Origin of the sequence: Streptomyces lienomycini, from assembly GCF_027947595.1 — a bacterium.
Taxonomy (GTDB): domain Bacteria; phylum Actinomycetota; class Actinomycetes; order Streptomycetales; family Streptomycetaceae; genus Streptomyces; species Streptomyces lienomycini.
Window position 1 is genome coordinate 5150783 of the sequence record NZ_CP116257.1, and the last position, 12161, is coordinate 5162943.

Here is a 12161-nt window from a genome sequence, read left to right on the forward strand (position 1 = left end):
AGCCCGGACGGTTACTCCCGTTTCGCCCTTCACGACCGTTGCGCGATGGCCTGTTACGACCGTCTTGTCCGGCTTGTCATGCGTCTCCGTACGCCTCTCCGCCCAGCTCGAACCCGGCGGAGCCGGCGGTGGCGTCCGCGAGCCAGGCGCGGAAGGTGTCCACGTCCGTCTCCGGGAGGCCGACCTCGATGGTGACGTCCTCGGCGTAGCGCACGTCGCGCACGGCGCGGCCCGTTGTGCGCAGGTCGTTCTGGAGCTTGCCGGCCCGCTGGTGGTCGACGGTGACCGTGGCCAGGCGGAACCGGCGGCGGGTGAGCGTGCCGAGGTCGTCCAGGGCTTCGCCGACCGCGCCTCCGTAGGCGCGGATGAGGCCGCCCGCGCCGAGCTTGACGCCGCCGTAGTAGCGGGTGACGACGGCGACGACGTAGCGCATGTCGCGGCGCAGGAGCATCTGGAGCATGGGGACGCCCGCGGTGCCTCCCGGCTCGCCGTCGTCACTCGCCTTCTGGACGGCGGCGTCGGCGCCGATGACGTAGGCCCAGCAGTTGTGGGTGGCGTCGGCGTGCTCCTTGCGCACGCCCGCGACGAACGCCTGGGCGTCCTGCTCGGTGGCGGCCGGGGCGAGGGCGCACAGGAAGCGCGAGCGGTTGATCTCGGTTTCGTGCACGCCCGCGCGGGCGACCGTGCGGTACTCGTCCTGCATCCGGCCAGCCTATGCGCTCGCCGTACCGCGTCCCCCGGCACGGTCGTCGCGGGGCCGGGCGGCGCCCGCGGTCATCCGACGGTCCCGACGTCCCGGGTGAGGTGGAGGCCGAGGAAGCGGTCGGCGTAGGCGCTGATCTCGAAGCGGGCTCCGTCCGGGAGGTCCGGGTCGCTCTCCACCTCGTGCAGGACACGCAGCACTCCGGGGGCGTCGAGGTCGTCCTCCCAGGCGGCCCGCAGCCGGTCGCGGACGTCGCCCGGGACGGGGCGCGAGGGCCGCCGGGCCCAGTCGGCGACCGCGTGGCGCAGGCGGGCGAGGCTCTGCCGGGCCTCGTCCAGCGTCCTCGTGTCGAGCTCCACGCGCGCGTGGTGGTGCCGTTCGAGCAGGGCGAGGCGCACGGCGTCGGGGGCGGCGAGGTCGAGTGCGGCGGGGTGCACCGGGGCGACGGCGATCGCCGTCCCGTCCGGGGCGGCCGCGTCGTCGCGTACGACGCGCACGCTCTGGCCGGAGCCCGGGGAGGAGCCGGGGCCGGGCCGTCCTCGAAGGGCCGGACGCCGAGGGCGGCCGCGGCCCCGTCCAGCCGTTCCCGCTCCTCCGCGCCGGCGAGCACCGCCCACGCGGGCGTGCCGTCGAGTTCCAGGACACGTACCAGGAGGTCCGCGACGAGCAGGACCCGCAGGGCGGTGGCGTCGCCGCCCGGCGCGTGCGCCTCGACACGGGTCGGTGCCCGCCGGGCGGGGGCGGCGGGGGCGGGGTGCCCGGTCCGGGCGTCGATGATGCGCAGCACGAGGCGAGCGTAGGCGGGGTGGGGCGGTGGCGCACAGGGGCGCGCGGCACCGCTTGCGCCGCACGGGGAATCCCGGCGTGCCGCCGTCCGTTGTCCCGACCGGGTGCCCGATCCGCGGGCCGCCCGGGAGCACGAGGAGGCCGCCGGTGTACGGCGACGAGGCAACCGTCCGCAAGATCCTCACCGAGTCGGGCGACACCTGGGCCGTGGTGGGCCTGTCGAACAACCGTCAGCGCGCGGCGTACGGCGTCGCCGAGGTGCTGCAGCGCTTCGGCAAGCGCGTCGTCCCGGTGCATCCCAAGGCGGAGACGGTGCACGGCGAGCAGGGTTACGCCTCGCTCGCGGACGTTCCCTTCGACGTGGACGTCGTCGACGTCTTCGTCAACAGCGACCTGGCCGGTCCGGTCGCCGACGAGGCGGTCGCCCAGGGCGCGCGGGCCGTCTGGTTCCAGCTCGGCGTGGTCGACGAGGCGGCGTACGAGCGGACCCGGGCCGCGGGCCTGGAGATGGTGATGGACCGCTGCCCCGCGATCGAGATCCCCCGGCTGGGCTGATCGGGCGGCAGCTCACCGGGCGGTGCCCGGACCGGACTCGATGACCACCACGCGGGCCCATTCGGGCGGGGTGTCGGGGACGTACTCGGGGTCGTCCTCGTCCCAGGACCCGTTCGACCGCTCCCGGGGGAACAAGCCCACCACGGTCCGGCATGCCGGCCGGGTGTCCGGCCAGGGCGTCTGCCCGTCGGTCAGGACCACGACGGCGTCCGGCGCCGGGCTCGACCGCAGCGCCTTGGCGAAGCCGGTGCGCAGGTCCGTCCCGCCGCCGCCCGTCAGCGGGATCCCCTCGGCCCGGCACAGGGAGTGCGCGGCGCGGGCCGACGCGTCGCACGGCACCACGCTGACCAGGTCGCGCCGGCCGCCGACGGCGCGGGCGATCGCGGCGACCTCGAGGAGCGCGCTGCCCAGTTCGGCGTCGCTGACGGACCCGGAGGTGTCGATGACCACGGCGACCCGGGGCGGTCTGCGCCGCAGGCTGGGCAGGACGACGCCGGGCGTTCCGGCGGAGCGGCGCGACGGCCGGCCGTACGTGTAGTCCTCTCCCGCGCCGCCCGAGGAGGTGGCCGAGCGGACCGCCGCGCCCAGCAACTCGCGCCAGGGCTGCGGCGGGTGGAACACCTTCTCCGCCCACCGCCGCCATCCCTTCGGGGCGCTTCCCGGACGGGCGTTGATGCCCCGCGCCACCCGGAAGCGCACCGCGTCCCGTTCCTGCTCGCTGAGTCCGTCCGCGCCGTCGGGACCGAGGTCCCAGTCCCGTTCGAGGCCGTCGGCGCCGCTGCCGCAGTCCAGCCAGGCCAGGCTCTCGGTGAGCCGCCCGAGCCGGAACTGGCGCAGGTAGTCCTCCATGAGCTGCCCGTCCGGCAGTTGCAGGAACGCCGGGTCGACGGCGCCCTCGGGGCGGACCAGGCCGTCGCCGAACGCGTCGTCGTTGATCTCGCAGTCGGCGGCGATGTTCATCCGCAGCCGTTCCGCCGGGCCCGTCAGCCCGCGCTCGCGCGCCACCCGGTCGCTGCGCCCGTGATGGTCGCGCAGCAGGTGCGACACCTCGTGCACCCAGACCCCGGCCAGTTCCTCCACGGGCCTACGGTCCACGAAGACCGGCGAGGCGTAGCACCGCCAGTGCGTGTCGACGGCCATCGTCGGCACCCTCCGCGACGGGACGACGTGCAGCGCGAACAGCGCCGTCGCCAGGTAGGGCCGGGCCCGGGCGGCCTGCAGCCGGGCGGTGAAGAGCTTCTCCAGGTCGATCACGACCCGGTCCGGCACGGTCGTACTCCCCGGGCTCATCGGGCCGCCTGCGCCGTGCCGGCGATCCGTGCCGCCGCGCGGTCGGCGGCGCGGTCGGCGCGGCGGGACAGGGCCATGGCGCCGGCGAGTCGGTCGATCGAGGCCGGGACGTCCCAGTCCCCCTGCCGCAGCGCGGCGAGCGTCGTCGCCGGGACGACCACGACGTCCGGGGCGCCGGTCTCCATCGCCCGGGCCAGCAGTGCCCACGCCGCGTCCCACCGGGACCGCTCCGGCCGCTTGCGCACGGCGGCCACCACCCCGTCCAGCACGGCCTGGCGCAGGTCCCCCCGTTCGGGCAGTACGGCACCCGCCGGGTCGGCGAGCAGCGTCTCGGGGTCCGGGAGGTCCATGCGGTCCAGGCCCGCCATCAGTTCGAGTCCCGGTCCGTCCCCCACGGTCCCGCGCACCAGCAGGGAGAGCACCTCCCGGGACGAACCGGCCGCGGTCGCGAAGGCGATCAGGCACAGGCTCATCTCCCAGCTCCGGGGCGACGGCCAGGCACCGCCGCGGCGCGTCTCGCCGCCGGGCAGTCGGTGCACGAGCCCGGGGCGGGCGGTGAGGAACTCGCACACCGCACGGCGCGCGTAGCGCACGGCCTCTCCCACCCGGGCCGCGTCGAGGCCGGGCAGGGTCGCCCGGGGCCAGGTCCCGCCGAGACCGCGTACGACCACGTCCTGGTCGTGGGTCCACTGCAGATGGACGAACCGGTTGGCCAGGGGCGGGCTCAGCTCCCAGCCGTCGGCCGCCGAGGAGCGCGGGTTGGCGGCGGCCACGATCCGCACGCCGGGCGGCAGCCGCAGCGCGCCGATCCGCCGTTCGAGGACCAGGCGGAGCAGCGCGGCCTGGACGGCGGGCGGTGCGGTGGACAGCTCGTCGAGGAACAGCAGTCCGCGGCCGGCCCGCACCAGGCGGACCGCCCAGTCCGGCGGGGCCATCGGAACGCCCTGCTCGGCCGGATCGTCGCCGACGACGGGCAGGCCGGAGAAGTCGGAGGGCTCGTGCACGCTGGCGATCACGGTGGTCAGCGGGAGATCGAGGGCGGTGGCGAGCTGGGTCAGGGCCGCGGTCTTCCCGATGCCGGGTTCTCCCCACAGCAGCACGGGCAGGTCGGCGGCCACGGCCAGGGTGAGCGCCTCCAGTTGGATGTCGGGCCGCGGTTCGGTGGTCGTGTCACGCAGGAGTGCCAGCAGTTCGCCGGCGACGTCGAGCCGGGAGGGCACGGCAGGGGAACATGTCATCATTTGTCATCACCTTGGGGTGGGTCGTGAGAAGGATTTCGGCGCGGGGCGGGGTGTTCGCGCGCCGTTGGGGTCAGTCGAAGAGCGCGTGGCGGGGGCGGGAGCGGCCCGTACGCGGCCGGTGGCGGTCGGGGCAGGCGCGTCCCGCGGCGGGTTCGTCGAGGCCGGCGCGGTACATCCCGTGGGCGACCCGCCGCAGTGCGGCGGCCTCCAGGTCGTCCCGCAGGGCGCCGTCGCGCAGGCGTGCGGCGGGGCCGAGCAGGGACTCGACGACCGCGAGCGCACCCGCGGTGTCCCCGTGGCGGAGTCGTTCACGGATGCCGGGCAGGCACTCCGGACGCCGGTGGGCGTCGTCGATGGCCCGGAAGCAGGGCAGTGGCGTTCCGGTCAGGGCGGCGAGCAGTTCCTCGCGGCGGATCTCCGCCGGATCGTGGTCCAGCGCCGCCAGCGCTCCGTCGACGAGGCCGATCCGGTGCCGGGCTCCCCGGCAGTCCACGATCCGGGGGCCCGCCACCGGGCCCGCGGTCGAGGGCGGGGCGGCCGGTACCCGCCCCGGTACCAGTGCCGGGGCGACCAGCGGATGCAGCCGGCCGGCCTCGACGGCACCGGCGCGGACCAGTTCCAGGTCGGGCAGCACCCAGGTCGCCGCGTCGGGGAGCACCGGCAGCGCGCAGGAGGAGCCGCCCGTGGGCAGCGCCGCGATGCGCGGCGCGGACCGTGGGACACCGTCCGGGCCCGTGTCCAGTTCCAGGGCCAGCCGTTGCCCGGCCCCGACCCGCACGACGACGGTGGAGGTACCGGTGCCCTCCGCCGTGCCGGTGCGGGTGCCGGTGCCTGGTGCCGTCCGGTCCTCGGCCCGGAGCAGGATCCCCGCCTCGGCCGCCCACCGGTCTACGGCGCAGTGGCGCTCCGGCTCGGACTCCGCCGCCGGATCCGCGGGTGCGGCCGGTGCGTCGGCGGGCGGCGGGAGGTCGGCGCCCGAGCGGACGCGCAGTTCACCGGTTCTGCGCGCGTCCCACAGGTGGCGGTGCAGGTCGAGGCGGAAGCGTCGGCTGGGCCGGGGGTGCGGATGCCGTGCGGTGCCGGCGTGGCGGCCCGTACCGTCCCACAGGGCCAGGCTGATCCGCTGGCCGCCGTCCGCCCAGGCGGGCGGGGTGCGGACGACGAGGTGCAGCGGGCGTGCGCCGTCGTGGCCCGCGGTGTCGTACCGGGCGAGGGTGAGGGTGAGGCCGGGGCGCAGCAGCCCGTCCGGGGCGATTCTCGGCATGTGCCAGCGCAGCAGGTCGGGAGCGAGGTGCCGCAGGTCGGCGCGGAGCCGGGAGGCGACAGCGTGGCCGTGGGTGCGCGCCACGGAGCGCGGGTCGAGGTCGACGTCGACGGCCGCGGCGGCGCACGCGCCCGCCCAGTCCCCGGCACGGCGGCGGGTGGTCGCGGTCTCGATCATGGAGGGCGGCACGGCGAACTCGCGCACGCGCTGCCAGAGGGAAATGCGGAAGTCGGGGTCCCCGTGGGCGAGGTGAGTGGCCATCAGCACTCACCTTGCGCGGACGGGTCCCCCAATCTGCCGACGGGAGGAGTAGTCATCGCGGGGAGCATAGCCTCGCCGTTCGGGAGCCGCCAGGTGTTTTCCGCGCCCCGGACCCGAGGGCCCCGGCCACGGAGCCGCGGGCGGCTCAGTCATGCAGGGGCCGGTCGCCGAGCCGGTGGTCGGCCACGTTCAGCGCCTCGTCGACCAGGCGGCGCAGATGTCCGTCGCGCAGCGAGTACACGACCCGGCGTCCGTCCTTGCGGGTGCCGACCAGCCCCGCGAGCCGCAGCCGGGCCAGATGCTGGCTGACCGCCGGGCGGGCCGCTCCGCACGCCTCGGTGAGGGTGGTGACGTCGGCCTCTCCGCCGGTCAGCGCGTGCAGCAGGGTCAGACGGGTGCGGTCGCCGAGCAGGGCGAGTACCTCGGCGGCGAGCGCGAACTGCTCCTCGCCGGGTGTGCGCGGGTGCGCATCGTCCGCAGGTGACAGGTGCATGCGTGCGTTCATACGCACATAATGGCGTCGTGGGCGGCGGACGTCCACCCATCGCACCGCGACACCGGAAGGGGCACCATGAGCGACCCGCACCGGCATCACCACCACGACGAGCACCCCCACCCCGACCGCTCCCCCGCCGACCGGTGGCGCCGGCTCGCGCACCGCCTCGCGCACCGGCTCACCCCCCACTCGCACGAGAGCGCCGACAAGCTGGACCCGGCCCTGGAGTCCTCGGCCCGCGGGCTGCGCGCCCTGTGGGTGTCCCTGGCGGTGCTGGGTGGGACGGCCCTCGCACAGGCGGCCGTGGTGGTGGTCTCCGGGTCGGTGGCGCTGCTCGGCGACACCGTGCACAACACCGCGGACGCGCTGACCGCCGTCCCGCTGGGCATCGCCTTCGTCCTGGGCCGGCGCGCGGCCACCCGGCGCTTCACCTACGGCTACGGGCGGGCGGAGGACCTGGCCGGTGTCGTGATCGTCCTGACGATCACCGCGTCCGCGGTCCTCGCGGCGTGGACGGCGGTGGACCGGCTGCTCGACCCGCGCCCGGTCGCGCACGTCCCGGCGGTCGCGGTGGCCGCCCTGGCCGGCTTCGCCGGGAACGAGTGGGTGGCCCGCCACCGGATCCGCGTGGGCCGGGAGATCGGCTCCGCCGCGCTGGTCGCCGACGGGCTGCACGCCCGCACCGACGGCTACACGTCACTGGCCGTGCTGCTGGGCGCCGGAGGCACGGCCCTCGGCTGGCAACTCGCCGACCCGCTGGTGGGGCTGGCGATCACGGCCGCGATCGTCCTGGTCCTGCGGGACGCGGCGCGCGAGGTGTTCCGGCGCCTGATGGACGCCGTCGATCCGGCGCTGGTGGACCGGGCCGAGCGCGCACTGGGCGAGGTCCCCGGCGTGCGCGGGGTGGGTGAGCTGCGGCTGCGCTGGATCGGGCACCGGCTGCGCGCCGAGGTCGCCCTGGTGGTGGACGGCGAGGCGACGGTCCGCGAGGCCCATCGCATCGCCGTGGCGGCCGAGCACGCCCTGCTGCACGCGGTGCCGCGGCTCACCGCCGCCCTGGTCCACGCCGACCCGGCGCCGTCCGCGGGCGAGGCGGATCCGCACCTGGCGATCGCCCACCACGCCACCGCGTGAGCGCCCGACCGGTCAGGCGACGCCGAGCCCTTCCACAACCTCCGCGCCGGGCAGCTCCGCGAAGGCCTTGCCGGGCACCAGCAGCTTGCCGCGGCGGCGCCCGCTGCCGACGAGGACGTACGGCAGGTCGACGACGGCCGCGTCGACGAGCACGGGCCAGTCGGCGGGCAGGCCGACCGGGGTGATGCCGCCGTACTCCATGCCGGTCTCGCCGGTGGCGGTGTCCATCGGGGCGAAGGATGCCTTGCGCGCCCCTAGGCGACGGCGTACGACACCGTTGACGTCGACCCGGGTGGTGGAGAGCACCACACAGGCGGCGAGCGTCGTCCCGCCGCCCCGCTTGCCGCTGACCACCACGCAGTTGGCGGACTGTTCGAGCAGCTCACGGCCGTAGTGCTCGACGAAGGTGGCGGTGTCGGCCCATTCCGGTTCGGTGTCGACGTAGAGGATCCGGTCGGCCGGTACGGTGCCGTTCCAGCGGCGTACGCCGTCGGCGACGGGGCGGGTCAGGTCGTCGAGGCGGTCGGGGGCAGGCGTGGCGCTGTCGAAGTTCCCGATGGGTGCGTGCATGGCGGCACGCTAGCAACGGCGGGCGGCCCGGCGAACGGCCGTCTCGGTGGACGGGCGGCACGGGACGGCCGTGATCATCCCCGTCGGTCCGTCGCCCTCGCCGCCGGGCCGGACGGCCCGGCACCCGGCACCCGGCGCTCAGCTCTCCGCGGCCGGTTCCGCGAGCCGGCCCGCCCCCTTGGCCGGGTCGTCCAGCGCGGCGAGCCGGGCCACCGCCTCGTCGTCCAGCTTCGACAGCTCCCGCAGCTGCCCTGGCGTGACCCCGTCGGGGATCGGCACCGGGGCCGGTGTCCGCAGCGGCGGCTGCCAGCCCTCGGCGGGTGTCCAGCGGCGAACGACTCGGGCGGGGGCGCCCGCCACCACCGCGTGGTCGGGGACCGTGCCCCGGACGACGGCACCGGCGGCCACGACCACGTTCCGGCCGATCCGGGCGCCCGGCAGGATGACCGCGCCGGTGCCGATCCAGCACCCGGGGCCGATCTCCACCGGGTCCATCCGGGGCCACTGCTTGCCGATGGGCCGGTGCGGGTCGTCGTAGGAGTGGTTGGTGGAGGTGACGTAGACGTACGGGCCGAAGTAGCAGTCGCTGCCGACGGTGACGGTGGTGTCCGCGATGACGTGGCTGCCGCGGCCGAGGACGACTCCGTCGCCGATGCGCAGGATCGGCTCCGGGCCGAGGTCGAGGTCGGGCATGAGCCCGGCGGTCAGCGTGACCTGCTCGCCGATGATGCAGTGGGCACCGACATGGATCCAGGGCTCGCCGAAGACGGTGCCGAGGGGGAAGGCGAGCCGGGTGCCCGTGCCGAGGGCGCCGAAGCGGAAGCGTCCGGGGTGCGCGGCGGTGACGGAACCGGTGCGCTGCACCCAGGCCCAGCCCGCGTGGACGGCCCGCTGAGCGAGGCGGCTCCGCCAGGACGAGAACGTGTTCTTGCGGTGGGGCACCCGCTCACGGTAGCCCGCGCGCGGTACGGCCATGGCCGCGCCGTGCTGTGATCTTCACCCCACCGGGTGGCGTACGGTGCCGTACATCACCCGAGCAGGAGGCGAAGATGACACAGAAGGCGCTGATCACGGGCATCGGCGGCAAGGAACCGACGGTGGACGCGGAGGCGTTCGTGGCACCGACGTGCTCGGTCGTCGGTGATGTGACGCTGCACGCCGGGGCGAGCGTCTGGTACGGCGCCGTGCTGCGGGGCGACGTCGAGCGGATCTCCGTCGGCGCGAGCAGCAACGTCCAGGACAACTGCACGCTCCACGCCGACCCGGGCTTCCCCGTCACCGTCGGCGAGCGCGTCTCCATCGGGCACAACGCCGTGGTGCACGGCGCCACCGTCGAGGACGACTGCCTGATCGGCATGGGCGCCACGGTCCTCAACGGCGCGGTGATCGGCGCCGGTTCACTGGTCGCCGCGCAGGCCCTGGTCCCGCAGGGGATGCGGGTGCCGCCGGGGTCGCTGGTCGCGGGGGTCCCGGCGAAGGTCAAGCGGGAGCTGACGGAGGAGGAGCGTCAGGGGGTCACGCTGAACGGCACGATGTACGCGGCGCTGGCCGGGGAGCATCGGGATGCGGTGGGACAGGTGCGGTGATCGGCCGGCTGCGGCTTCGTCGTGGCTGATCGCGCGGTTCCCCGCGCCCCTTCGGGGGCGCCTCACTCCCCGGCGGCGACCGGCTCGGGCGTCTGCTGGGCCTTACTCGCCCTCCGCTTGACGATCAGCATGGAGGCGACGCCGATCAGGACCGCGACCACCAGGCCCAGCCACGAGAAGCGCTTGAGCCAGTCCTCCGCGACGACGCCGACGTAGTAGATGACGGCGGTGGTGCCGCCCGCCCACAGGATGCCGCCGAGGACGTTGGCGATCAGGAACTTCCAGTAAGGCATCCGCAGCACACCGGCCAGCGGGCCGGCGAAGATGCGCAGCAGGGCGACGAAGCGGCCGAAGAAGACGGCCCACATGCCCCACTTCTGGAAGGACCGCTCGGCGGTGGCGACGTGCCCCTCGCTGAAGTGCTTGGGGAACTTCGCGCCCAGCCAGGCCAGCAGCGGCCGGCCACCCTTGCGGCCGATGGCGTAGCCGATGGAGTCGCCGATCACCGCGCCCGCGCTGGCGCAGGCTCCGAGGACCAGCGGGTCGATTCCGCCGTGCTGCGACGACAGCAGGGCCGCCGACACCAGGATGATCTCGCCGGGCAACGGGATGCCCAGGCTCTCCAGACCGATGACCAGTCCGACGACGGCGTAGACGGCCGCCGCGGGCACCGTGTCGAGCCATTCCTGGACGTGCAACGCCCCACCCTCCGCTTCGGATACCTGTTCCCGGTGCGCCTCGCACGAGGCGCACCGGGAAGCGTACCGGGTCGGCGGGGGTCAGCTGTTGGGGCGCAGGGTCCATATGACGGTCATCTCACCGGTCACGGCGCCGTCCTCGCGCCGGATGGCGACGCTCACCGGGAATTCGGGGCGGTCACCGGCATCGAGTTCGGCGACGACCTCGGCGACGGGGCGGCCGAGGGTCGCGGTGGCGGTGACCGGGCCGAGGGCGATCTTCCTGAAGGCGATCTCCGCGGTGACCGGCAGCGGCACCGCCCGGGAGAGCTGGTCACCGAAGGCGGCCAGCACGATCGCGCCGCTGGCCGACTCGCCCAGCGTGAACATGGCTCCGGCGTGCGGCCCGCCGACGTGGTTGCGGTACTCGCTCTGGTCGGGGAGGGCCAGGACGGCCTTCTCCGGGGTGGTCTCCAGGTACTCGAGGTTCAGGGTCCGGACCATCGGCACCGTGGCGGCGAGCAACTCGCCGATCGACATCTGATCTGCGCTCATGCCGGAAGGTTACCCGTGAGTAGCATCCAGGGCCAGGCCCCGGGGAAGATCGCCGTATGCTGTGCGCCCATGTGGCCAGGAGAGCAGTCACCCACCGGCGGACCGGACCCCCGGCAGCCCAACCCGTACCGGCAGCCCGGGTACCAGCAGCACCAGCCTTACGCCGGGCAGCAGCAGCCTGCCGCCTGGCAGGCCCCCACGGTCGCGCCCGCCGGGCCGCCCGGCCGTGGACCGGGCGGCCGCACGAAGGTGGTGGCGGTCGTCGCCGCGGCGGCCGTGGTCCTCGCCGCCGCCGTGACCGGAGCCGTCCTGCTGGGCGGCGGCGAGGACGAGGCGGCCCCCGCCCCGACCGCCCCCGCCTCCTCCTCGCCGCCCGCCTCCACCGCCGGAAACCCGCGCGACGCCGACGGCACCCCGCGGTCCACCGTCGAGGGCTGGACGGTCGTGGCCAATCCCGACCAGGGCATCGCCTTCGACGTACCGCCCTCCTGGGCTCCGCAGTCGCGCGACTGGGTCACCTACGTCGCCGAGAACGACGACCCCGACGAGAAGCCCCTGGTCGGGATGAAGGCCCCTGCCGTCCTCCAGGAGGAGTGGTGCGGGTCGGACGGCGACCGGGACGGTTCGGTCGACCACACGCCGCTGGCCAGTGCGGGCACCCGCGGCAACAACGGCGCGCGGAGCACCGGGGAGATAGCCCGCACCGACTCCGCGACGTGGGTCTACGGGGCCTTCACCCAGCCGGACCGGGACAAGGTGTCGACGGGACCGGTGGCGTCCTTCACCACCGCCTCCGGCATCGAGGGCAGCGTCGCCACCTCCCGGTCGTCCGGGGTGGAGAAGAAGGACAAGTGCGACGTGAACGGCAAGGCGACCACGTTCGCCTTCAAGTCCGCCGACGGCGGCTTCGCCTCCTGGTCGTTCGTCGGCGCCGCCGACGTCGCCGACGAGGTGCCCGAAGCCACCGTCCGCGAGATCCTCGCGACCGTGCGGGAGTACGCCCCGTCAAAGTCGTGAGACTTCGGTACGTCCCTGACAAGGCC

At 75.1% G+C, this 12161-nt stretch carries 13 protein-coding genes and 1 pseudogene; 4 read left to right on the top strand and 10 right to left on the bottom strand.

The genetic code is table 11. The features are described 5' to 3' along the window. Positions 1-76: 76 nt before the first annotated feature. Both BJ961_RS23395 and BJ961_RS23400 read right to left on the bottom strand, forming a co-directional pair. The gene (locus BJ961_RS23395) at positions 77-703 is read right to left on the bottom strand and encodes a YigZ family protein (RefSeq protein ID WP_271414772.1); all 627 of its coding nucleotides are present in this window, start codon (positions 701-703) and stop codon (positions 77-79) included. Positions 704-774: 71 nt separating this feature from the next. Further along, positions 775-1490, bottom strand: a pseudogene (locus tag BJ961_RS23400) (hypothetical protein). Positions 1491-1636: 146 nt separating this feature from the next. Here BJ961_RS23400 and BJ961_RS23405 point away from each other — a divergent pair. Next, positions 1637-2044: a CoA-binding protein gene (locus BJ961_RS23405; RefSeq protein ID WP_271414773.1), complete on the top strand. Its 408-nt coding sequence runs from the start codon at positions 1637-1639 to the stop codon at positions 2042-2044. A 12-nt stretch (positions 2045-2056) separates the two neighbouring features. Here BJ961_RS23405 and BJ961_RS23410 read toward each other — a convergent pair whose 3' ends face one another. The 4 genes from BJ961_RS23410 to BJ961_RS23425 all read right to left on the bottom strand — a co-directional run bounded on the left by BJ961_RS23410 (position 2057) and on the right by BJ961_RS23425 (position 6605). Next, the gene (locus BJ961_RS23410; RefSeq protein WP_344503917.1) at positions 2057-3334 is read right to left on the bottom strand and encodes a vWA domain-containing protein; all 1278 of its coding nucleotides are present in this window, start codon (positions 3332-3334) and stop codon (positions 2057-2059) included. Continuing rightward, positions 3331-4575: an AAA family ATPase gene (locus BJ961_RS23415; RefSeq protein ID WP_271414775.1), complete on the bottom strand. Its 1245-nt coding sequence runs from the start codon at positions 4573-4575 to the stop codon at positions 3331-3333. Before BJ961_RS23415 ends, BJ961_RS23410 begins: the two co-directional genes overlap by 4 nt. A gap of 70 nt (positions 4576-4645) precedes the next feature. Beyond that, positions 4646-6100 (bottom strand): hypothetical protein, encoded by a 1455-nt coding sequence (locus tag BJ961_RS23420; RefSeq protein ID WP_271414776.1) that lies wholly within the window; start codon positions 6098-6100, stop codon positions 4646-4648. A gap of 145 nt (positions 6101-6245) precedes the next feature. Then, positions 6246-6605 (bottom strand): ArsR/SmtB family transcription factor, encoded by a 360-nt coding sequence (locus BJ961_RS23425; RefSeq protein WP_271414777.1) that lies wholly within the window; start codon positions 6603-6605, stop codon positions 6246-6248. A gap of 66 nt (positions 6606-6671) precedes the next feature. Here BJ961_RS23425 and BJ961_RS23430 point away from each other — a divergent pair, with 66 nt between their 5' ends. Beyond that, positions 6672-7730 (top strand): cation diffusion facilitator family transporter, encoded by a 1059-nt coding sequence (locus BJ961_RS23430; RefSeq protein WP_271414778.1) that lies wholly within the window; start codon positions 6672-6674, stop codon positions 7728-7730. 12 nt (positions 7731-7742) lie between these two features. On the opposite strand, the gene BJ961_RS23435 is transcribed toward BJ961_RS23430, so the two are convergent. Together BJ961_RS23435 and BJ961_RS23440 are read right to left on the bottom strand one after the other, a co-directional pair. Beyond that, a complete protein-coding gene (locus BJ961_RS23435; protein WP_271414779.1) occupies positions 7743-8300 on the bottom strand; it encodes a YbaK/EbsC family protein in 558 nt (185 codons plus the stop codon). A gap of 138 nt (positions 8301-8438) precedes the next feature. Next, positions 8439-9242: an acyltransferase gene (locus BJ961_RS23440; RefSeq protein WP_271417145.1), complete on the bottom strand. Its 804-nt coding sequence runs from the start codon at positions 9240-9242 to the stop codon at positions 8439-8441. A 107-nt stretch (positions 9243-9349) separates the two neighbouring features. On the opposite strand from BJ961_RS23440, the gene BJ961_RS23445 reads away from it, so the two are divergent. Then, positions 9350-9886 (top strand): gamma carbonic anhydrase family protein, encoded by a 537-nt coding sequence (locus BJ961_RS23445; RefSeq protein WP_271414780.1) that lies wholly within the window; start codon positions 9350-9352, stop codon positions 9884-9886. Positions 9887-9948: 62 nt separating this feature from the next. Here the strand turns inward: BJ961_RS23445 and BJ961_RS23450 are convergent, their stop codons facing one another. Together BJ961_RS23450 and BJ961_RS23455 are read right to left on the bottom strand one after the other, a co-directional pair. Next, positions 9949-10584: a DedA family protein gene (locus BJ961_RS23450; protein WP_271414781.1), complete on the bottom strand. Its 636-nt coding sequence runs from the start codon at positions 10582-10584 to the stop codon at positions 9949-9951. Positions 10585-10665: 81 nt separating this feature from the next. Continuing rightward, positions 10666-11103, bottom strand: a complete 438-nt coding sequence (locus BJ961_RS23455; RefSeq protein ID WP_271417146.1) for a DUF4442 domain-containing protein — start codon at positions 11101-11103, stop codon at positions 10666-10668. A gap of 84 nt (positions 11104-11187) precedes the next feature. Here BJ961_RS23455 and BJ961_RS23460 point away from each other — a divergent pair, with 84 nt between their 5' ends. After that, the gene (locus BJ961_RS23460) at positions 11188-12135 is read left to right on the top strand and encodes a hypothetical protein (protein WP_271414782.1); all 948 of its coding nucleotides are present in this window, start codon (positions 11188-11190) and stop codon (positions 12133-12135) included. The last annotated feature ends 26 nt before the right edge of the window (positions 12136-12161 follow it).

Bases quoted from the DNA above. Each gene is read 5' to 3' on its own strand.
- BJ961_RS23410 (WP_344503917.1), bottom strand. From the start codon at position 3,334: ATGAGCCCGGGGAGTACGACCGTGCCGGACCGGGTCGTGATCGACCTG.
- BJ961_RS23425 (WP_271414777.1), bottom strand. From the start codon at position 6,605: ATGAACGCACGCATGCACCTGTCACCTGCGGACGATGCGCACCCGCGC.
- BJ961_RS23445 (WP_271414780.1), top strand. From the start codon at position 9,350: ATGACACAGAAGGCGCTGATCACGGGCATCGGCGGCAAGGAACCGACG.
- BJ961_RS23455 (WP_271417146.1), bottom strand. From the start codon at position 11,103: ATGTCGATCGGCGAGTTGCTCGCCGCCACGGTGCCGATGGTCCGGACC.
- BJ961_RS23430 (WP_271414778.1), top strand. From the start codon at position 6,672: ATGAGCGACCCGCACCGGCATCACCACCACGACGAGCACCCCCACCCC.
- BJ961_RS23415 (WP_271414775.1), bottom strand. From the start codon at position 4,575: ATGATGACATGTTCCCCTGCCGTGCCCTCCCGGCTCGACGTCGCCGGC.
- BJ961_RS23435 (WP_271414779.1), bottom strand. From the start codon at position 8,300: ATGCACGCACCCATCGGGAACTTCGACAGCGCCACGCCTGCCCCCGAC.
- BJ961_RS23420 (WP_271414776.1), bottom strand. From the start codon at position 6,100: ATGGCCACTCACCTCGCCCACGGGGACCCCGACTTCCGCATTTCCCTC.
- BJ961_RS23460 (WP_271414782.1), top strand. From the start codon at position 11,188: ATGTGGCCAGGAGAGCAGTCACCCACCGGCGGACCGGACCCCCGGCAG.
- BJ961_RS23395 (WP_271414772.1), bottom strand. From the start codon at position 703: ATGCAGGACGAGTACCGCACGGTCGCCCGCGCGGGCGTGCACGAAACC.